This window comes from Streptomyces sp. M41(2017), assembly GCF_002078175.1.
Taxonomy (GTDB): Bacteria; Actinomycetota; Actinomycetes; order Streptomycetales; family Streptomycetaceae; genus Streptomyces.
Map to the genome: position 1 here is coordinate 918,070 of NZ_MWFK01000001.1, position 19,725 is coordinate 937,794.

Annotated in this window: 15 protein-coding genes; 7 read left to right on the forward strand and 8 right to left on the reverse strand. The window is 72.0% G+C overall.

Annotated features, from left to right (window positions below; all coding sequences use genetic code 11):
* Position 1: 1 nt before the first annotated feature.
* Genes iolD through iolC form a run of 4 tightly spaced genes read right to left on the reverse strand, consistent with a single transcriptional unit; the run spans position 2 to position 4,671 of the window.
* Positions 2–1,885: a 3D-(3,5/4)-trihydroxycyclohexane-1,2-dione acylhydrolase (decyclizing) gene (gene iolD, locus B0675_RS04085; protein ID WP_081217359.1), complete on the reverse strand. Its 1,884-nt coding sequence runs from the start codon at positions 1,883–1,885 to the stop codon at positions 2–4.
* Positions 1,882–2,724, reverse strand: a complete 843-nt coding sequence (gene iolB / locus B0675_RS04090; RefSeq protein ID WP_081217360.1) for a 5-deoxy-glucuronate isomerase — start codon at positions 2,722–2,724, stop codon at positions 1,882–1,884. The genes iolD and iolB overlap by 4 nt, the downstream gene beginning before the upstream one ends.
* A 7-nt stretch (positions 2,725–2,731) precedes the next feature.
* Positions 2,732–3,724 (reverse strand): deoxyribose-phosphate aldolase, encoded by a 993-nt coding sequence (locus B0675_RS04095; RefSeq protein WP_081217361.1) that lies wholly within the window; start codon positions 3,722–3,724, stop codon positions 2,732–2,734.
* Positions 3,721–4,671, reverse strand: a complete 951-nt coding sequence (iolC, locus tag B0675_RS04100; protein ID WP_081217362.1) for a 5-dehydro-2-deoxygluconokinase — start codon at positions 4,669–4,671, stop codon at positions 3,721–3,723. Before iolC ends, B0675_RS04095 begins: the two co-directional genes overlap by 4 nt.
* Positions 4,672–4,794: 123 nt before the next feature.
* Here iolC and B0675_RS04105 point away from each other — a divergent pair, with 123 nt between their 5' ends.
* The 3 genes from B0675_RS04105 to B0675_RS04115 all read left to right on the forward strand — a co-directional run bounded on the left by B0675_RS04105 (position 4,795) and on the right by B0675_RS04115 (position 6,912).
* Positions 4,795–5,760, forward strand: a complete 966-nt coding sequence (locus tag B0675_RS04105; protein WP_081217363.1) for a sugar phosphate isomerase/epimerase — start codon at positions 4,795–4,797, stop codon at positions 5,758–5,760.
* A 243-nt stretch (positions 5,761–6,003) separates the two neighbouring features.
* Positions 6,004–6,204, forward strand: coding sequence for a MerR family transcriptional regulator (locus B0675_RS04110; protein ID WP_081217364.1), 201 nt, complete (start codon positions 6,004–6,006; stop codon positions 6,202–6,204).
* Positions 6,205–6,336: 132 nt separating this feature from the next.
* Positions 6,337–6,912 carry a GNAT family protein gene (locus B0675_RS04115; protein ID WP_081217365.1) on the forward strand — a complete coding sequence of 192 codons (576 nt, stop codon included), beginning with the start codon at positions 6,337–6,339 and terminating at the stop codon, positions 6,910–6,912.
* Positions 6,913–6,954: 42 nt separating this feature from the next.
* Here B0675_RS04115 and B0675_RS04120 read toward each other — a convergent pair whose 3' ends face one another.
* Complete coding sequence (locus B0675_RS04120; protein WP_081217366.1) at positions 6,955–8,004, reverse strand: zinc-dependent alcohol dehydrogenase family protein; 1,050 nt, start codon at positions 8,002–8,004, stop codon at positions 6,955–6,957.
* A 52-nt stretch (positions 8,005–8,056) separates the two neighbouring features.
* On the reverse strand, positions 8,057–10,390 hold the full coding sequence (locus B0675_RS04125; RefSeq protein ID WP_081217367.1) for an MMPL family transporter: 2,334 nt from the start codon (positions 10,388–10,390) through the stop codon (positions 8,057–8,059).
* Positions 10,391–10,557: 167 nt separating this feature from the next.
* Between B0675_RS04125 and B0675_RS04130 the strand changes: the two genes are divergently transcribed.
* The 3 genes from B0675_RS04130 to B0675_RS04140 all read left to right on the forward strand — a co-directional run bounded on the left by B0675_RS04130 (position 10,558) and on the right by B0675_RS04140 (position 14,044).
* Entirely contained in the window at positions 10,558–11,232 is a 675-nt protein-coding gene (locus tag B0675_RS04130) for a TetR/AcrR family transcriptional regulator (protein WP_081217368.1), read from the forward strand.
* A 236-nt stretch (positions 11,233–11,468) separates the two neighbouring features.
* Positions 11,469–11,708, forward strand: a complete 240-nt coding sequence (locus B0675_RS04135) for a cation transporter (RefSeq protein WP_081217369.1) — start codon at positions 11,469–11,471, stop codon at positions 11,706–11,708.
* Positions 11,709–11,794: 86 nt separating this feature from the next.
* A complete protein-coding gene (locus B0675_RS04140; protein ID WP_081217370.1) occupies positions 11,795–14,044 on the forward strand; it encodes a heavy metal translocating P-type ATPase in 2,250 nt (749 codons plus the stop codon).
* A 644-nt stretch (positions 14,045–14,688) separates the two neighbouring features.
* Here the strand turns inward: B0675_RS04140 and B0675_RS04145 are convergent.
* Together B0675_RS04145 and B0675_RS04150 are read right to left on the reverse strand one after the other, a co-directional pair.
* The gene (locus B0675_RS04145) at positions 14,689–15,978 is read right to left on the reverse strand and encodes a citrate synthase (protein ID WP_081217371.1); all 1,290 of its coding nucleotides are present in this window, start codon (positions 15,976–15,978) and stop codon (positions 14,689–14,691) included.
* A 242-nt stretch (positions 15,979–16,220) separates the two neighbouring features.
* Positions 16,221–18,476, reverse strand: coding sequence for an ATP-dependent RecD-like DNA helicase (locus tag B0675_RS04150; protein WP_081217372.1), 2,256 nt, complete (start codon positions 18,474–18,476; stop codon positions 16,221–16,223).
* Between the two features lie 188 nt (positions 18,477–18,664).
* On the opposite strand from B0675_RS04150, the gene B0675_RS04155 reads away from it, so the two are divergent.
* Positions 18,665–19,723, forward strand: a complete 1,059-nt coding sequence (locus B0675_RS04155) for a LacI family DNA-binding transcriptional regulator (RefSeq protein ID WP_081217373.1) — start codon at positions 18,665–18,667, stop codon at positions 19,721–19,723.
* Positions 19,724–19,725: the final 2 nt, after the last annotated feature.

Here is a 19,725-nt window from a genome sequence, read left to right on the forward strand (position 1 = left end):
TTCACAGATGGCGGCGTCGGGCGGCGACGTGCCGGTCGTACTCCTCGCGGGCCGCCACCGCCGACGATCGGGTCGCGGTCTCGGCCACAGGTACATCCCACCAGGCCTGGGCCGGGGGCGCGCCCGACACTGTGTCTGCCGTTTCGGTCTCCACGTAGACACAAGTGGGAGTGTCCGCGGCGCGCGCCGCGGCGAGGGCGGTCCGCAGGTCACGCACGGTCTTCGCGCGCAGAACCCGCATGCCCAGGCTGGCCGCGTTGGCCGCGAGATCGACCGGCAGCGGAGCCCCGGTGAACGTACGGTCCGTAGCGCGGTGGCGGTAGGCCGTGCCGTACCGCTCGGCGCCCACCGAGGCGGAGAGGCCGCCGATCGACGCGTACCCGTGGTTCTGCAGGACGACCACCTTGATGGCGACGCCCTCCTGGACGGCGGTGACGATCTCGGTCGGATTCATCAGATACGTGCCGTCCCCCACCAGCGCCCACACGGGCCGGTCCGGGGCCGCCATCCGGACGCCGATCGCGGCCGGGATCTCGTAGCCCATGCACGAGTACCCGTACTCCACGTGGTACTGGTCCCGCGACCGCGCCCGCCACAGTTTGTGCAGGTCGCCGGGGAGCGAGCCGGCCGCGTTGATCAGGATGTCGTCCTCGGTGACCAGCTCGTCGAGGACGCCCAGGACCTGTGGCTGGGTGGGCCGGATGTCGATGTCCTCGGCCTCGTAGGCCGCGTCGACGCGGTACTCCCAGCGCTCCTTGTCGTCCGTGTACTCGGTGACGTAGGCGGGCTCGACGCGGTGCCGGTGGGGCAGCAGCGCCCCGGTGAGGGCCTCCAGGCCCGCGCGCGCGTCGGCGATCAGCGGGATGCCGGAGAGCTTGTGACCGTCGTACGCGGCGATGTTGAGGTTGAGGAAGCGGACGCCGGGGGCGCCGAACAGGGTGCCCGAGGCGGTCGTGAAGTCGGTGTAGCGGGTGCCGACGCCGATCACCAGGTCGGCGGTACGGGCCAGCTCGTCGGCGGTCGCCGTGCCCGTATGCCCGATGCCGCCGACGTCCTGCGGGTGGTCCCAGCGCAGCGAACCCTTGCCCGCCTGCGTGGAGGCCACCGGTATGCGGGTGGCGGAGGCCAGTTCGGCGAGGGCCTCCTCGGCGCGGCTGTGGTGGACCCCGCCGCCCGCGACGATCAGCGGACGCCGGGCGCCCCGGACCGCGGCGACGGCGGCGGCCAGCTCACCGGGGTCGGCACCCGGGCGCCGCACGGTCCAGGTCCGCTCGGCGAAGAACTCCTCCGGCCAGTCGTACGCCTCGGCCTGCACGTCCTGCGGCAGCGCGAGCGTGACCGCGCCCGTGTCGACGGGGTCGGTGAGCACACGCATCGCCTGGAGCACCGCCGGGATCAGCGCCTCGGGGCGGGTGATCCGGTCGAAGTACCTCGACACCGGGCGCAGACAGTCGTTGACCGACACGTCCCCGGCGAAGGGGACCTCCAGCTGCTGGAGCACCGGGTCGGCGGGGCGGGTGGCGAAGACGTCGCCGGGCAGCAGCAGGACGGGCAGGTGGTTGACCGTGGCGAGGGCGGCACCGGTGACGAGGTTGGTGGCGCCGGGGCCGATGGAGGTGGTCACGGCGTGCGTGGAGAGCCGGCCGCTCTGCCGGGCGTAGCCGACCGCCGCGTGCACCATGGCCTGTTCGTTGCGGCCCTGGTGGTAGGGCATCTCGTCCGCGTACTCGACGAGTGCCTGACCGATCCCGGCGACGTTCCCGTGCCCGAAGATGCCCCAGGTGGCGCTGATCAGCCGCTGGCGCGTACCGTCCCGTTCGGTGTGCTGGGCGGCCAGGAACCGCACCAGCGCCTGCGCGACCGTCAGCCTCGTCGTCGAGGTCATCGGTATCCCCCTGTGCTCTCTTCGTGTGCGGGGTGGAAGCGGATCCGCCATTCCCTGTCCCCGCCCGGCCCCGCCATGACGTTCAGGTAGTACATGGCGTGGCCGGGCTGGGCGACGGACGGGCCGTGCCATCCGTCGGGGACGAGGACGGCATCGCCGGTGCGGACCTCGGCGAGGACGTCCGAACCGCCCTCACGGGAAGGGAATACGCGCTGATAGCCGAAACCGTTCGGGCCCTCGATCTCGAAGTAGTAGATCTCCTCCAGCCGGGACTCGACGCCGGGCACGTCCTCGTCGTGCTTGTGCGGCGGGTACGAGGACCAGTTGCCGCCGGGGGTGATCACCTCGACGGCGATGAGCCGGTCGCACGCGAAGACGTCCGCGGCGGCGAAGTTGCGCACCTGGCGGGCGCAGCGGCCGCTGCCGCGGTGCTCGACGGGAACCTCCGGCGCGGGGCCGTAGCGGGCGGGGAGTCTGCGCTCGCACTTCGCTCCTGCCAGGGCGAAGCGGCCTCCCACGCCGGAGGCGATGTGGGCCAGGGCGTCACGGGGCACGTAGGCGAAGTCGGTGACTCCGTCGAACACGCCCTCTCTGCCCAGGAGATGGAACTCTTGCTCGTCCATGCCGTCCTTGGTGCGCACCGTGCAGCCACCGGCGAGCGGGAGCACGATCCACTCGCTGTCGCCGGTGGTGAAGGTATGGGTACCCCCTGGCGCCAGTTCCACGATCCGCAGGGCGCTGTGGGTCCAGCCGGCCCGCGCGGGGTCGATGTCGAGCGCGTAGTGCGCGTCGGCGGCGGTGCCTCTCGGCACGTGCAGCCCGGCGCCCGGACCGCTCATGCGCTCCTCACAGCAGTCCCACGGCGGTGTCCACGGCAGCGGCGACCTCGCCGTCCCCCGGGTACAGCAGCGACCGTCCCACCACCAGCCCCTGGACTGTGGGGAGTTGGAGCGCGCCGCGCCACTTCTCGTAGGCACCCTCCTGGTCGTCGCCGACCTCTCCGCCCAGCAGCACGGCGGGCAGCGTGGACGTCTCCATGACGCGGGCCATGTCGTCGGGGTTCTCGGTCACGGGGACCTTGAGCCAGGTGTACGCCGAACTGCCGCCCAGTCCGGCGGCGATGGCGAGCGACTTGGTGACGGCCTCGGCGCTCAGATCGTTGCGCAGCGTCCCGTCCTCCCGGCGACGGCAGAGGAACGGTTCGACGAAGACCGGGAGTCGGCGTTCCGCCATCGCGTCGATCACGCGGGCGGCCGATTCCAGGGTCCGCAGCGAGCCCGGGTCGTCGTAGTCGATGCGCAGCAGCAGCTTCCCCGCGTCGAAGCCGAGCCGTTCGATGTCCTGGGGGCGGTGTCCGGTGAACCGGTCGTCCAGTTCGAAGGCCGACCCGGCGAGGCCGCCCCGGTTCATCGACCCGATGACCACCTTGTCGTCGAGCGCGCCGAGCAGCAGCAGGTCGTCGAGGACGTCGGCGGTGGCGAGCACGCCGTCGACGCCGGGGCGGGAGAGCGCGAGGCAGAGCCGCTCCAGCAGGTCGGCGCGGCTCGCCATGGCGTGTGTGCGGTCACCGACGGCGAGCACGCCGCGCGCCGGGTGGTCGGCGGCGACGATCATCAGCCGGCCGGAGTCGCCGAGCAGGGGTCTGCGCACCCGTCGCGCGGCGGCCTCCGCGACCGCCTCGGGGCGCCGGGCCCGGGTGCGTGCGAGGCGGGCGACGTCGACACGGGGGGACGGCGGGCGGAGCGCGGCGTAGGCCGTGGGCGGGGCGCCGGGGCCGGCCGGCGGGCCCGCGTCGCCGCCCTGTTCCTGGTGCGCGCCCCCGACGTGGCCCGCCCTCACCGCACCGCTCCGGCGGCGAGCGCGTCCTCGACCTCGTGCGCGGTGGGCATCGCGGAGGAGCACTCCAGGCGGGAGGCGACGATGGCACCCGCCGCGTTGGCGTGCCGCATGATCCGCTCCAGGTCCCAGCCGGCGAGCAGCCCGTGACAGAGGGAGCCGCCGAACGCGTCTCCCGCGCCGAGGCCGTTGAGGACCTCGACGGGCAGGGGCGGGACCTCGGCGGAGGTGCCGTCGCGGTGGACGGCGAGCACGCCCTTGGGGCCCTGCTTGACCACCGCGAGTTCGACGCCGGCGTCCAGGAGGGCCGCCGCGGCGGCGTGCGGGTCGCGCTCCCCGGTGGCGATCTCGACCTCGTCCACGTTCCCGACGGCGACCGTGGTGTGACGCAGGGCCTCCGTGTAGAAGGGGCGGGCGGACGCGGGGTCCTGCCAGAACATGGGGCGCCAGTCGAGGTCGAAGACGGTCGTGCCGGACCGGGCGCGGTGGGCCAGCGCCGCGAGGGTGGCCGTGCGGCTGGGCTCCGCGCACAGCCCCGTGCCGGTGACCCAGAAGACCCGGGCGTCGCGCACGGCTTCGAGATCGAGTTCGTGCGCGTCGATCTCCAGGTCGGGGGCCTTGGGCAGGCGGTAGAAGTACAGCGGGAAGTCGTCCGGCGGGAAGATCTCGCAGAAGGTGACGGGGGTCGGCAGTCCGGGGACCGCGGTGACCCAGCGGTCGTCGACGCCGAAACCGCGCAGCGCGTCGTGCAGGTAGACACCGAAGGGATCATCACCCGTCCGGGTGATGACGGCCGTACGCCGTCCGAGTCGGGCGGCGGCCACCGCGACGTTCGTCGCCGAGCCGCCGAGGAACTTGCCGAAGGACGTCACCCGGGCCAGCGGCACCCCCGCCTGCAGGGGGTAGAGGTCCACCCCGATCCGCCCCATGGTGATCAGCTCGTACGCCATCCCGTTCCCTTCCCTCCGGCTGTCCCCAGGTCTAGTCCCGCGCGGGGAGCCCTGTCAACGTTTTGTCCGGACATTCGGACGACGCCCTTGACACCCCTTCGGAGCGGCCGGAAGCTGGCGCCCATGACGTCGTTGTCACCTCAGTCATCGCCGCGCTCCGAGCCCCAGCCGTCGCCGGAGTCGTCGCCTCCGTCCTCACTGTCGCGCATCCGGATCGGTTCGGCTCCCGACTCCTGGGGCGTCTGGTTCCCCGACGACCCGCGGCAGGTGCCCTGGCAGCGCTTCCTCGACGAGGTCTCCGGCTCCGGGTACGAGTGGATCGAGCTGGGCCCCTACGGCTATCTGCCCACCGATCCCGCCGTCCTCCGCGAGGAGACGGTCCGGCGCGGGCTCACCGTGTCGGCGGGGACGGTCTTCACCGGGCTGCACCGGGGGCCCGAGGTCTGGGACGCGACCTGGGAGCACGTCGCGGACATCGCCGCGCTGACCCAGGCGATGGGCGCGAAGCACCTGGTCGTCATCCCGGCGTTCTGGCGCGACGACAAGACGGGCGCCGTGCTGGAGGACAGCACGCTGACGCCGACGCAGTGGCGCAGTCTCACCGCGCAGACCGAGCGGCTCGCCCACGAGGTGCGGGAGCGCTTCGGGCTGCGGATCGTCGTGCACCCGCACGCGGACACGCACATGGACAGCGAGGAGAACGTCACCCGCTTCCTCGACGCGACCGACTCCTCGCTGGTCTCCCTGTGCCTCGACACCGGTCACTACGCCTACTGCGGCGGCGACAGCGTCAAGCTCATCGAGACGTACGGGGAACGCATCGGCTACCTCCACCTCAAGCAGGTGGACCCGCTGGTGCTGGCCTCGGTGCGTGCCGAGGAGGTGCCGTTCGGGCCCGCGGTCGCGCGCGGCGTGATGTGTGAACCGCCGTCGGGCGTACCGGCGCTGGAACCGGTGCTGGCCGCCGCGCAGCAGCTCGGCGTCGACCTCTTCGCGATCGTCGAGCAGGACATGTACCCGTGCCCGCCGGACAAGCCCCTGCCGATCGCCCGGCGCACACGAGCGTTCCTGAGGTCCTGCGGGGCCTGAGGGGCCGCGGGCATGCGGGGCCACACGGGGCAAATGCGTCACCCGTGTCACAAATACCACCTCCGTGTCACAGATGTCGCGTGTACGCGGGTCTTGCGTCACACCCGGTCGACAGCCGCTGCCCGGCGCTCACTCCGTGTCGTTCAACGGGCACAGGCTTTGTGATCACCAGCGCAGCGCCCCGGCTCCCCCGCCGGCCGCCCCAGGCCGCCGCCGCGGCGCGCGCGCAGGGAGGTGCCCCGCATGACCGACCCCAGACTCTGGTCGTACAAGGAGATCGCCGCGCACATCAAGGTGCAGCCGGACACGGTGCGTTCGTACCGCAAGCACGGGCTGCTCCCGCCGCCGGACCACGTCGAGAGCGGGAAGCCCTACTGGTACGCGGACACGGTCCGCGCCTGGGTCGCCTCCCGCCCGGGAAACCGGGGACGCAGAACCGACTGACCGCCGCCGGCCCGGCGCCCCGCTTCCGCCGGGGCACCGGGCCGGCGCGCGTCCGGTCCCGCGCCGGCCTTCCCCTCAGGCCGCCACCTAATTCGATTGCCGCACTGCCGCACGTCCGTCGATGATCCACCGATGAGCTTCTCCGAGAAACCCGTCCTCACCGGTGAGAGGACCGTGCTGCGCCCGTTCACCGTGGACGACGTCCCGGTGATGGCGGAGATCCTGCGCGACCCGGACGTCCTGCGGCTCACCGGCAGCCCCGTCGCGGAGTTCGGGGCGGAGCGGCTGCGCCAGTGGTACGGCACCCGCTCCGAGCAGCCGGACCGGATGGACCTCGGCGTGGTGGACCGCGCCACCGGTGAACTGGTCGGCGAGGCCGTCCTGTTCGAGTGGGACGAGCACAACCGCAACTGCACGTTCCGCATCCTCGTCGGCCCAAGCGGCCGCGACCGCGGGCTCGGCACCGAGGCCACGCGGCTGATCGTGGGCCACGCCTTCGAGCAACTGGGCATGCAGCGCGTCTCGTTGCACGTCTTCACCTTCAATCCCCGGGCCCGGCGCGCCTACGAGAAGGCCGGCTTCGTGGCCGAGGGGGTCGAGCGCCAGACGCTGCTGCACGACGGGGAGTGGATCGACGCCGTACGGATGTCGGTCCTGGCCCACGAATGGGCCGCCCATCGCGGCCGCCCCGGCACGCCCGCGGTCTGACGGCCGGCCGGTGCCCTCGGCTCCGCGGCCGCCCGGGCGGGGTCAACCGCGGCCCCACGGCTCGATGACCGTCACACCCGAGCCCGGCACCGATCCCATGGCCGCCAGTGCGGCCGGGGCCGCGTCCAGGGCGATGGTGGAGGTCACCAGGAGGTCGGGCCGCAGGACTCCGGCGCGCACCAGCTCCAGCATCGCGGGGTAGGCGTGGGCCGCCATGCCGTGGCTGCCGAGGAGTTCGAGCTCCAGGCCGATGACCCGGGCCATCGGGACGGGGGTGGCGCCGGTCGCCGAGGGCAGCAGGCCGATCTGGACATGGCGTCCGCGGCGGCGCAGTCCGTTCACCGAGGCGGCACAGGTGGCGGGCGACCCGAGGGCGTCCAGCGACAGGTGGGCGCCGCCGCCGGTCAGGTCGCGCACCGCCTCCGCCGGGTCCGCGACGGCGGAGGCGTCCACGCACTCCGCCGCCCCGAACTTCCGTGCCAGACCGAGCGCCGCCGGGGACACGTCGACGGCAACGACCCGCGCCCCGGACGCCGCCGCGATCATCACCGCCGACAGACCGACGCCACCGCACCCGTGCACCGCGACCCACTCCCCCGCGCGCACCCGGCCCTGGACGGCGACCGCGCGGAACGCCGTGGCGAACCGGCAGCCCAGCGACGCGGCCGTCCCGAAGGACATCTCCTCCGGGACCGCGACGAGGTTCACGTCGGCGTGGTCCAGCGCCACGTACTCGGCGAAGGAACCCCAGTGCGTGAACCCCGGCTGGGTCTGCCGCTCGCACACCTGCTGGTCGCCGGCTGCGCAGGCGGGGCAGCTCCCGCAGGCGCAGACGAACGGGACGGTGACCCGGTCGCCGGGGCGCGTCCCGGTCACCCGGGACCCCACCGCCTCGACGACGCCGGCGAGTTCGTGGCCGGGGACGTGCGGCAGCGCGATGTCCGGGTCGTGGCCCATCCAGCCGTGCCAGTCGCTCCGGCACAGGCCGGTGGCCCCGACCCGCACCACCACGCCGTGCTCCTTCGGCCGCGGGTCCGGGACCTCCCGGACCTCGGCCGGTTCCCCGTACCGCTCGAACACCACTGCCCGCATGGGTCCCGCCCTTCTCAGGAGACGACCTTCCGCGGGGAACCCTAAGGGCTGCTCAGCGCGCCTCCACCGGATCCCGGTCGGGCTCCGGTGCCCCCGCGGGCCCGGTCGCCGGCGCCGTCGCGGGCGCCTCCCCCTCGCTCAGGCCGAACCGGTCGTGGAAGCGGCGCAGCGGTCCGGGTGCCCACCAGGTGGCGCGGCCGGTGAGGCGCATGACCGCCGGGACCAGCAGGCTGCGGACGACCATCGCGTCCATCAGGACGGCGAGCGCGATGCCCAGGCCGAGCATCTTGGTGTTGGCCACCCGGGAGGTGCCGATGGCGACCATGACCACGGCGAGGATGACGGCGGCGGCGGTGATCAGCCCGCCGGTCCGCTGGAGCCCGAAGCGGACGGCCTCCTGGTGGTCGCCGGTGTGGTCGTACTCCTCCTTGATGCGGGAGAGGAGGAACACGCCGTAGTCCATGGAGAGGCCGAAGGCGACACAGAACATCAGGACCGGGAGCGTCGTCTCGATGGAACCGGAGCTGGTGAAGTCGAGGAGGCCGGAGAGGTGCCCGTCCTGGAAGACCCAGACCACGGCGCCGAACATCGCCGTCAGGCTGAGCGCGTTGAGCAGTACCGCCTGCACGGGGATCAGGACGCTGCCGGTCAGCAGGAACACCAGGAGCAGGGTGACGATCGCGATGAACCCGGCGGCCCAGGGGAGCCGGTCGCCTATCGCGTCCTTGGAGTCGACGAGGACGGCGGCCGTGCCGGTTACCGCCGTGGTGAACGGGGCGTGTGTGGCGCGCAGTTCACCCACCAGCCGCTGGGCGCCCTCGTCCACCGCCTCGCCCTCGGGCAGCACCGTGAAGTAGGCCGCGTCCCCCTTCACCAGCGGTCCGTCCACCCGCTGGACCTCGGGCAGGGCGGCGATCCGCTTGCCGTACTCGGCGTACTGGGTGGCGGTGGCCGGGCCCTCGGCCAGGACCTCCAGGCCCCCTCCGGGGCTGCCCGGGAAGCCGTCGCGGATGTGCTGCTGGACGACATGGGACTCGGCCGTCGAGGGCAGCTGGCGGTCGTCGGCCGTGCCGAACCTGACGCCCAGGAACGGCAGTCCGAGGACGATGAGGCCCGCGGTGGTGGCGACGACGAACAGCGGCGCCCTGCGCATCACGAGGGAGGCCGTCCGGGCCCAGGCGGCTCCGCCCTCGGCGGCCCGTGGCGCGCCGCGCCGGAACAACCGCCGCAGGTCCAGGGAGTTGACGCGGTGACCGAGGAGGACGAGGGCGGCCGGGAGCAGGATCAGGGCGGCGCCGGCGGCCAGCAGCACCACGGCGATGCCGGCGTAGGCGAAGGAGCGCAGGAAGTACTGCGGGAAGAGCAGCATGGCGGCCAGTGACACCGCGACGGTGAGGGAGGAGAAGAGCACGGTGCGGCCCGCGGTGCGCAGCGTGGTGCCGACGGCGGTGCGCGGTGCGGCGCCGGTGGCCAGCTCCTCGCGGAACCGGCGGACGATGAACAGGGCGTAGTCGATGGCGAGGCCGAGGCCGAGGGCCGTCGTCAGGTTCATCGCGAAGACGGAGACGTCCGTGACCTCGGTGAGTCCGCGGAGCACGGCGTTGGTGCCGAGGATCGCGAAGATGCCGACGCCGAGCGGCAGCAGGGCCGCGATCGCGCTGCCGAAGACCATCACCAGCAGCAGGAGGGTCACCGGCAGGGCGATCAGCTCGGCCCGGGTCAGGTCCTCGCGGATGGTCGTCTGCATCTCGTGCCGCACGGCGACCGGGCCGCCGATCTCGACCTCGACGGGCCCGCTCCTGCCGCGGTAGGAGGGGGCGAGGCGGTCCAGGGTGTCGGCGGCCGCCGTCTCGTCGCCCGTGATCCGGGCGGCGATCAGCGCCTCGTGACCGTCCCGGGACTTCAGGGCGGGGGAACCGGACTGCCAGTACGACCCGACGCCGGTGACGCCCGGCTCGGCGGCCAGCCGCGCGGTGACGCGCTTCGCCTCGGCGGCGACGGCGGGGTCGTCCACCGAGGAGCCGCCCGCATGGAGCAGGAGCAGCAGGTTGGGCTGCGAGGCGGGGAACTCCCGCTCCAGCGCCTTCGTCGCGTACGTCGACTCGGCGGTCGGGTCCTCCCAGCCTCCGCTGCCGAGCCGGTCGGCGACGCCGCTGCCGGCGACCACGGCGAGCGCGGTCAGCAGCAGGGCGACGAGCAGGGAGAGGCGGGGCCGCGCGGTGACGAACCGGGTCCAGCCGCCGAGCCGCGCGCCGGTGCCGCGACCGCCCGCGCCAGCGCCCTCGACCGGGGGCGGAGCGGCGCCGCCGCCCCGGTCCGCGGGCTCGCTCTTCCCCTGGTCGGGGCCCGCCCCGGGCCCGTCACCCGCGCTGTTGACTTCGGACATGATGCGGTGTCCCCTTCACCGTGACCCCGAGGGCCCGCTTCCGTGCAGGCAGCATGGGTCGCCCATTGCCATAGAATTGGCAAACACGAGTCATCGCTCGCGTTTTTCAAGAATGCGAGCGAACGCTCGTGTTTGTCAATCGCGTCCCGAGAAGCTGGGGATAACCCGTGCCCGAGAATCAGCAGACCGAGGAGTCGCCGGCGCCGCAGGAGCGCGCCGAGGAGAAGCCGCGGCGCCGTCAGGCGCGCGGGGAACGCCGGATCGCCCAACTCCTGGAGGCGGCGGCCTCGGTGTTCTGCCGGTCCGGTTACACGGGGGCGAGCACCAACGCGATCGCGCGCGAGGCGGGCGTCTCACCCGGCACGCTCTACCAGTTCTTCCCGAACAAGGAAGCCATCGCGGTCGGCCTCAGCGACCAGCTGCTGGAGCACTGGGCCACCTCCCACGGGCAGGCCCTGACCGCCGAGAACACCGGCCTCCCGCTCGACCGGATGCTCGACGCGGTGCTCGACCCGCTGATCGCGTTCAACGTCGAGAACCCCGCCTTCGGGATCCTGATGCACGCCCCCGACACCCCGGGGCGGATCGTCGAGGAGATCAGCACCCTGCACGGCGCGATCCTCACCCGGGTGGAGGACCTGATCGCGGCCCGCCTGCCGGACAGCCCGGCCGAGGAGCGCAGCCGCACCGCGAACATGACGCTCATGCTCTTCAAGGCCGGCCTCACGCTGATCATGGCGCACGAGGGCGCCGAGCGGGACGCGTACGTCGCCGAGCTGAAGACGGTCATGTACCGCTACCTGGAACCGCTGCTCGGAGGCGCGGCCGCCGACAGCCGCTGAGGTCCCCGGCACCCGGCCCGTCGCCACGCACCCACCCGTCACGGCGGCGACATCCCCGGCATCTGCCATAGGGTGCGGACAAATCGCCCGGCGGTCGACAGGCCCGCCCCTCGCCGACGCCGGTTGGATTCATACCCCCTAGGGGTATAGTCTGGTGACAGTCGGAGGGAACCCTGGGTACCCGGAGTCCCCCTTCGCACCCGTACGCAGCACACGCCTCGACGAGGAGTCACGCCATGACCGCCCAGACCGACACCCCGGGTTCCGTCACCACCGTCTACCAGGTGAGCGGCATGAGCTGCGGACACTGCGAAGGCGCCGTCAGCAGCGAGATCTCCGAGATCCCCGGCGTCAGCTCGGTGAAGGCCGTCGCCGCGACCGGCGAGGTCACCGTCGTCTCCGAGGCCGCGCTCGACGAGGCCGCCGTCCGCGCCGCGGTCGACGAGGCCGGCTTCGAGCTCGCCGACCGGGCCTGAGCGGCCGCACCTTTCCCTCCGCACCGGCCCGTGCCGACCAGCTGATACTGCCTCCGCACGGACCGGCTGATTCCGGGAGCCGGACGATGTCCACCGCACCACCCGAGATAGCCGCCGACGGGACCTCGACCTCGCAGGTCGAGCTCTCCATCGGCGGGATGACCTGCGCCTCCTGCGCCGCGCGCGTGGAGAAGAAGCTCAACCGCATGGACGGCGTGACCGCCACCGTCAACTACGCGACGGAGAAGGCCCGCGTCTCGTACCCGCTCGGGGTACAGGTCGCCGATCTGATCGCCACCGTCGTCAAGACGGGCTACACCGCCGAGGAGCCGCCACCACCGGCTCCCGAGGAGACCGCGCCGCCCACCGCCGACGAGGACCCCGAGACGGCCGCCCTGCGCCGGCGGCTGACCGTCTCCGCGCTGCTCGCGCTGCCCGTCGTACTGATGTCGATGGTCCCGCCGCTGCAGTTCGAGAACTGGCAGTGGCTCGCGCTGACGCTCGCCTCGCCCGTCGTGGTCTGGGGCGGGCTGCCCTTCCACCGGGCCGCCCTGACGAACGCCCGGCACGGCGCCGCCACCATGGACACCCTGGTCTCCGTGGGCACCCTCGCCGCGTTCGGCTGGTCCCTGTGGGCACTGTTCTTCGGCGACGCGGGCATGCCCGGGATGCGGGACAGCTTCTCCTTCACCGTCTCCCGTACGGACAGTGCCTCCACGCTCTACCTGGAGGTCGCCTCCGGCGTCGTCGCCTTCATCCTGCTCGGCCGCTATCTGGAGGCCCGTTCCAAGCGGCGTGCCGGAGCGGCGCTGCGGGCCCTGATGGAGCTCGGCGCCCGGGACGTGGCCGTCCTGCGGGACGGCCACGAGGTCCGGATCCCGGTGGCACGGCTGGCCGTGGGCGACCGTTTCGTCGTGCGGCCCGGCGAGAAGATCGCCACCGACGGCACGGTGGTCGAGGGTGTGTCGGCCGTCGACGCGTCCATGCTGACCGGCGAGTCCGTGCCCGTGGACGTGACCGTCGGCTCGGCCGTCACCGGCGCGACCGTGAACGCAGGGGGCCGGCTCGTCGTCGAGGCCACCCGGATCGGTGCCGACACCCAGCTCGCGCGGATGGCCCGGCTGGTGGAGGACGCGCAGAACGGCAAGGCGGAGGTGCAGCGGCTCGCCGACCGGATCTCCGGGGTCTTCGTGCCCGTGGTGCTGCTCATCGCGCTCGGCACCTTCGCGGCGTGGATCGCCGTCACCGGCGACACGGCCGCCGCGTTCACCGCCGCCGTCGCGGTGCTGATCATCGCCTGCCCCTGCGCGCTGGGCCTGGCCACCCCGACCGCCCTGATGGTCGGCACCGGCCGGGGAGCCCAGCTGGGCATCCTCATCAAGGGACCCGAGGTCCTGGAGTCCACCCGGCGGGTCGACACCGTCGTCCTGGACAAGACCGGCACCGTGACGACCGGACGCATGAGCCTCCAGGAGGTGTACGTCGCCGCGGGCACGACCGAGGAGGACGTCCTGCGGCTCGCCGGGGCCCTGGAGCACGCCTCCGAGCATCCCGTCGCCCGCGCCGTCGCGGCAGGCGCGGCTCGGCGCGTCGGCGGCCTTCCGGCGCCCGAGCACTTCGCGAACGTCCCCGGGCGCGGGGTGCGCGGCCGGGTGGACGGCCACGAGGTCACCGTGGGCCGGTTCCCCGATCCGCTCCCGGACCCGCTGGCCCGCGCGAAGGAAGCCGCCGAGGCGGAGGGGCGCACGGCCGTCGTGGTCGCCCTGGACGGCACGGCCGTGGGCGTCCTGACCGTCGCCGACACGATCAAGGAGACCAGCGCCGAGGCCGTACGCGACCTGCGGGCCCTCGGGCTCACACCGGTCCTGCTGACCGGGGACAACCGTGCGGTCGCCGAGGCGGTCGCGCGGGCGGTCGGCATCGACGCCGCCGACGTGTTCGCCGAGGTGCTGCCCGAGGAGAAGGTCGCCGTCGTCGAACGGCTCCGGGCCGAGGGGCGCAGCGTCGCGATGGTGGGCGACGGGGTCAACGACGCGGCGGCGCTCGCCACCGCCGACCTGGGTCTCGCCATGGGCACGGGAACCGACGCGGCGATCGAGGCGAGTGACCTGACGCTGGTGCGCGGGGACCTGCGGGTGGCCGCGGACGCGATCCGGCTGGCGCGCAGGACCCTGTCGACGATCAGGGGAAACCTGGTCTGGGCGTTCGGCTACAACGTGGCCGCACTGCCGCTGGCCGCCGCCGGGCTGCTGAACCCGATGATCGCGGGGGCCGCGATGGCCTTCTCCTCGGTGTTCGTGGTGACGAACAGCCTTCGGCTCCGGGCATTCTCGTGACGACGGAGTTAAGAGTCCCCCTAGAGTCCAACGGCAGCCTCACATAAGCTCTTCACAAGGCTCGCGCATCTTCCTTACGCTGGGACCTCGATTCCCGTATCGGGGCTCTTGCCTATCTTCAGGACATATGCAAGAGACACAGATCACAGTGATGTGAACGTAACCATCGAAGGGGTTCGTGAGTCTAAGTTGGCGATGTCAGAAGCGTCTTGGGGGGCGTGACTGACATCTGGGGATGTCTTGGGGGACGTTCCCGGAAATTGCGTCGCCGGGGCGCGTACAGCGGGGAGCTTTGAGCGGCCCTCCCGATCCGTACGGGTCCCGGCAGATCGCACCGCACCGACCGCAGCACGAGCACCACCGCAGCATGACGGGTTCTGCTCGTTCTGCTCACCGCCGGCCCCCGTGCCGGCACACAGCGATTCAGGCGCTGTCCCACAGACGCCCGGCCGGATCCCGTGGGGGGAATCCGCACCGGGACAAGGAAAGCGCCCTGACTGCCGGCCCGTGGGGGGACCAGTAGCAGGGCGCTTTCCGTTTTCTGCTTCTTTGTGCGGGCTCAGCTTCTCCGTACGGGATCAGCGGGGCCCGAGTACGGGCTCAGCGGGCCCCGCGTGCGGGGCCCGACCGTCTCGGTACGAGCCTCAGCGGCCCTCGACCGGCACGAAGTCGCGCTCGACGACACCCGTGTAGATCTGGCGGGGGCGACCGATGCGGGAGCCGGGCTCCTTGATCATCTCGTGCCACTGGGCGATCCAGCCCGGCAGCCGGCCGAGAGCGAACAGGACCGTGAACATCTCGGTCGGGAAGCCCATGGCCCGGTAGATGAGACCGGTGTAGAAGTCGACGTTCGGGTAGAGGTTGCGCGAGACGAAGTAGTCGTCGGAGAGCGCGTGCTCCTCCAGCTTGAGCGCGATGTCCAGCAGCTCGTCGGACTTGCCGAGAGCGGACAGGACGTCGTGCGCCGCCGCCTTGATGATCTTCGCGCGCGGGTCGAAGGACTTGTACACCCGGTGGCCGAAGCCCATCAGGCGGACGCCGTCCTCCTTGTTCTTCACCTTGCGGATGAAGGAGTCGACGTCGCCGCCGTTGGCCTTGATGCCTTCCAGCATCTCCAGGACCGACTGGTTGGCGCCGCCGTGCAGCGGACCCCACAGGGCGGAGATGCCGGCGGAGATCGAGGCGAACATGTTCGCCTGCGAGGAGCCGACCAGACGCACGGTGGAGGTCGAACAGTTCTGCTCGTGGTCCGCGTGCAGGATGAGCAGCTTGTCGAGCGCGGAGACGACGACCGGGTCCAGCTCGTACTCCTGCGCGGGGACCGAGAAGGTCATGCGCAGGAAGTTCTCGACGTACCCGAGGTCGTTGCGCGGGTAGACGAAGGGGTGGCCGATCGACTTCTTGTACGCGTACGCCGCGATCGTCGGAAGCTTCGCGAGCAGCCGGATCGTGGAGAGGTTGCGCTGCTTCTCGTCGAACGGGTTGTGGCTGTCCTGGTAGAAGGTCGACAGCGCCGAGACGACCGACGACAGCATCGCCATCGGGTGGGCGTCGCGCGGGAAGCCCTTGTAGAAGTTCTTGACGTCCTCGTGCAGCAGGGTGTGCTGCGTGATCTCGTTCTTGAAGGTGGAGAGCTCGTCGATGTTCGGAAGCTCACCGTTGATCAGCAGGTAGGCCACCTCAAGGAAGGTGGAACGCTCGGCCAGCTGCTCGATCGGGTAGCCGCGGTACCGGAGGATGCCCTGCTCACCGTCGAGATAGGTGATCGCGGATTTATAGGCGGCGGTGTTGCCGTACCCGCTGTCCAGCGTCACCAGACCGGTCTGGGCGCGGAGCTTGCCGATGTCGAAGCCCTTGTCGCCGACGGTGCTGTCGATCACCGGGTAGGTGTACTCGCCATCGCCGTACCGCAGTACTACAGAGTTGTCGCTCACGTCATCCCTCACCGACGTTGTGCCTCTTCTTCGAGGTGCCCTGACTGTCTCTACCATCCCCCATTTGGCCCTGGAGAGTGCACTCGGGGTCGACCATTGGGCCTATTGGCGGCACTCAGTGCCGCCAACCTGCTCATCCTGCCCCGTCGGCCGCGCATCTGGAAGGTCTCTGTGACCTTCGTGACTCATTTGATCGATCATTTTTTGCGTCCCCCCGCTCCGCGGGCCGGAGAAGCTGCGGATCAAGCGCCGGAGAGCCGGAAGTCCAGGGCCGTGCACCGGCGTCCCGCCGACACCGTACGCACCGCCTGGCCGATCGCCTTGCGCGAACCGACGAGGACGACCAGCTTCTTGGCGCGGGTCACCGCCGTGTAGAGCAGATTGCGCTGGAGCATCATCCACGCGCTGGTGGTGACCGGGATCACCACCGCCGGATACTCGCTGCCCTGGGAGCGGTGGATGGTCAGCGCGTAGGCGTGGGCGAGCTCGTCGAGTTCGTCGAACTCGTACCCCACCTCCTCGTCCTCGTCCGTGCGCACCGTCAGGCGCTGCTCGACGGGATCGAGGGAGGTGACGACGCCCACCGTGCCGTTGAAGACGCCGTTCTCGCCCTTCTCGTAGTTGTTGCGGATCTGGGTGACCTTGTCGCCGACGCGGAAGACGCGGCCGCCGAACCGCTTCTCGGCGAGGTCGGGGCGGCCGGGGGTGACGGCCTGCTGCAACAGGCCGTTGAGATGGCCGGCGCCCGCGGGGCCCCGGTGCATCGGCGCGAGGACCTGGATGTCCCGGCGCGGGTCGAGGCCGAACTTGGCCGGAATCCGACGGGCCGCCACGTCCACCGCGAGCCGGCCCGCCTCCTCGGTGTCGTCCTCGACGAAGAGGAAGAAGTCCTTCATGCCGTCGGTGAGGGGGTGCTGCCCGGAGTTGATCCGGTGCGCGTTGGTCACCACGCCGGACTGCTGGGCCTGGCGGAAGACCCGGGTGAGCCGCACCGCGGGGACCGGGCCGCGGTCGGCGAGCAGGTCGCGCAGCACCTCCCCCGCGCCGACGCTGGGCAACTGGTCCACGTCGCCGACGAAGAGCAGGTGCGCACCCGGGGGCACCGCCTTGACCAGCTTGTTGGCGAGGAGCAGGTCGAGCATCGAGGCCTCGTCGACGACGACCAGGTCGGCGTCGAGCGGGCGGTCCCTGTCGTACGCCGCGTCGCCGCCCGGCTTGAGCTCCAACAGGCGGTGCACGGTGGACGCGTCGGCGCCGGTCAGCTCGGAGAGCCGCTTGGCGGCCCGGCCGGTGGGGGCGGCGAGGACCACCTTGGCGCGCCGGGCGCGGGCCAGCTCGACGATCGAGCGGACGGTGAACGACTTGCCGCAGCCCGGGCCGCCGGTGAGGACGGCGACCTTCTCGGTGAGCGCGAGCCGGACGGCCGCCTCCTGCTCGGGGGCCAGCTCCGCGCCCGTCCTGTCCTTCAGCCACGCGAGGGCCTTGTCCCAGGCCACGTCCCGGAAGCCGGGCATCCGGTCGCGGTCGGTGCGCAGCAGGCGCAACAGCTGGGCGGCGAGCGACAGTTCGGCGCGGTGGAAGGGGACCAGGTAGACCGCCGTCACCGGGTCGCCGCCGTCCGGTCCCGGCACCTTCTCGCGGACGACCCCGGGCTCCTCGCCCTCCTCGGCGGGGGCGGCCAGCTCGGCCAGGCACTCGATGACCAGGCCGGTGTCGACCTGGAGCAACTTCACCGCGTCCGCGATCAGTTGCTCCTCGGGGAGATAGCAGTGGCCCTGGTCGGTGGACTGGGACAGCGCGTACTGCAGGCCGGCCTTGACGCGCTCCGGGCTGTCGTGCGGGATACCGACCGACCGGGCGATCTTGTCGGCGGTCAGGAAGCCGATGCCCCAGACGTCGGACGCCAGGCGGTAGGGGCGGTTCTTCACGACGGAGATCGACGCGTCGCCGTACTTCTTGTAGATGCGCACGGCGATGGAGGTGGAGACCTCGACGGTCTGGAGGAAGAGCATGACCTCCTTGATCGCCTTCTGCTCCTCCCAGGCGTCGGCGATCCGGCCCGTGCGCTTGGGGCCGAGTCCGGGGACCTCGATGAGCCGCTTCGGCTCCTCCTCGATGATCCGCAGGGTGTCCAGCCCGAAGTGCCGGGTGATCCGGTCGGCGAAGACGGGGCCGATGCCCTTGACCAGGCCGGAGCCGAGATAGCGGCGGATGCCCTGGATCGTGGCGGGGAGCACCGTCGTGTAGTTCTCCACCGTGAACTGCTTGCCGTACTGCGGGTGGGAGCCCCAGCGGCCCTCCATGCGCAGGGACTCGCCGGCCTGCGCGCCGAGGAGCGCTCCGACCACCGTGAGCAGGTCGCCCGCGCCGCGGCCGGTGTCGACCCGCGCGACCGTGTAACCGCTCTCCTCGTTCGCGTACGTGATGCGCTCCAGCACGCCTTCCAGCGTCGCCATGCGCCGCTCGCCCTGCTGGTCGGCCCCCGCCTGAGTGGACATGATCCGACGGTACCGCCCGCCTCCGACACCGCCGCCGCCCCTGTGGACGATCCCGCCCGAAGGGACACGCGTCCAGGGAAGCGGTACATCACGATCCGGTTGCGGGATGCCGTCAGGGGGTTGCCCAGCGCCCGTGTAATCGATTCCAATCCTCCGTGTAATCGATTCCACGAGGAGGTGGAGCGACGATGGCGAGCATCAAGGACGTTGCCGCCGAGGCAGGCGTGTCCGTCGCCACGGTCTCGCGGGTGCTGAACGACCACCCGTCGGTCAGCGAGGAGGCACGCACCCGCGTGCTGGCCGCCGTGCGGAGCCTCGGCTACCGCCCGAACGCCGTCGCCCGCTCCCTGCGCACCGACCAGACCCGCACCCTCGGCCTGGTCATCAGCGACGTGCTGAACCCGTACTTCACCGAACTGGCCCGCTCCGTCGAGGAGGAGGCCCGCGCCCTCGGCTACAGCGTCATCATCGGCAACGCCGACGAGCGGCCCGACCTCCAGGACCACCACGTACGGACCCTGCTGGACCGGCGCATCGACGGCCTGCTGGTCTCCCCCACCGACGGCGGCTCCCCCGGCATGCTGGACGCCGCGCGCGCGGGGACACCGATGGTCTTCGTGGACCGCTGGATCCCGGGTCTCGACGTGCCGGTGGTCCGGGCCGACGGACGCGCGGCGGTCCGGGACCTGGTCGCCCATCTGCACGGCCTCGGCCACCGCAGGCTCGCGATCATCGCGGGCCCGGCCGCCACCACGACCGGCAGCGAGCGGGTGGAGGCCTTCCGCGAGGCCCTCGCCGCGTTCGGGATCGCGCTGCCCGACGCCTACATCGGGCAGGGCGACTTCCAGGCCGAGAGCGGCCGCCGCGCCACCGAGGCCTTCCTCGACCTGGCCGAACCGCCCGAGGTCGTCTTCGCCGCCGACAACCTGATGGCGCTCGGCGCGCTGGACGCGGTCCGCGCGCGCGGGCTGCGGGTCCCCGACGACATCGCGCTCGCCGCGTTCGACGACATCCGCTGGTTCGTGCACACCGATCCGCCGGTCACCGCGATCGCCCAGCCCACGGGCGAACTGGGCCGGGCCGCCGTCCGCGCCCTGGTCGACCGCATCGAGGGACGGACCCCGCGGTCCGTCACCCTCCCCGCCCGTCTCGTCGTACGCCGCTCGTGCGGCGCCCCGGCGACCGGGCAGGCCCCCGTGCGGCCCGCCCCCGCACAGCAGTCCCCCGTACGAAGGAGCCAGTCGTGAGC

Excerpts from the sequence above, each read along its gene's own strand:
- B0675_RS04155 (WP_081217373.1), top strand. The coding sequence starts at position 18,665 with ATGGCGAGCATCAAGGACGTTGCCGCCGAGGCAGGCGTGTCCGTCGCC.
- B0675_RS04150 (WP_081217372.1), bottom strand. The coding sequence starts at position 18,476 with ATGTCCACTCAGGCGGGGGCCGACCAGCAGGGCGAGCGGCGCATGGCG.
- B0675_RS04110 (WP_081217364.1), top strand. The coding sequence starts at position 6,004 with ATGACCGACCCCAGACTCTGGTCGTACAAGGAGATCGCCGCGCACATC.
- B0675_RS04140 (WP_081217370.1), top strand. The coding sequence starts at position 11,795 with ATGTCCACCGCACCACCCGAGATAGCCGCCGACGGGACCTCGACCTCG.
- B0675_RS04125 (WP_081217367.1), bottom strand. The coding sequence starts at position 10,390 with ATGTCCGAAGTCAACAGCGCGGGTGACGGGCCCGGGGCGGGCCCCGAC.
- B0675_RS04120 (WP_081217366.1), bottom strand. The coding sequence starts at position 8,004 with ATGCGGGCAGTGGTGTTCGAGCGGTACGGGGAACCGGCCGAGGTCCGG.
- B0675_RS04135 (WP_081217369.1), top strand. The coding sequence starts at position 11,469 with ATGACCGCCCAGACCGACACCCCGGGTTCCGTCACCACCGTCTACCAG.
- B0675_RS04115 (WP_081217365.1), top strand. The coding sequence starts at position 6,337 with ATGAGCTTCTCCGAGAAACCCGTCCTCACCGGTGAGAGGACCGTGCTG.
- iolC (WP_081217362.1), bottom strand. The coding sequence starts at position 4,671 with ATGGCGTACGAGCTGATCACCATGGGGCGGATCGGGGTGGACCTCTAC.
- iolD (WP_081217359.1), bottom strand. The coding sequence starts at position 1,885 with ATGACCTCGACGACGAGGCTGACGGTCGCGCAGGCGCTGGTGCGGTTC.
- B0675_RS04105 (WP_081217363.1), top strand. The coding sequence starts at position 4,795 with ATGACGTCGTTGTCACCTCAGTCATCGCCGCGCTCCGAGCCCCAGCCG.
- iolB (WP_081217360.1), bottom strand. The coding sequence starts at position 2,724 with ATGAGCGGTCCGGGCGCCGGGCTGCACGTGCCGAGAGGCACCGCCGCC.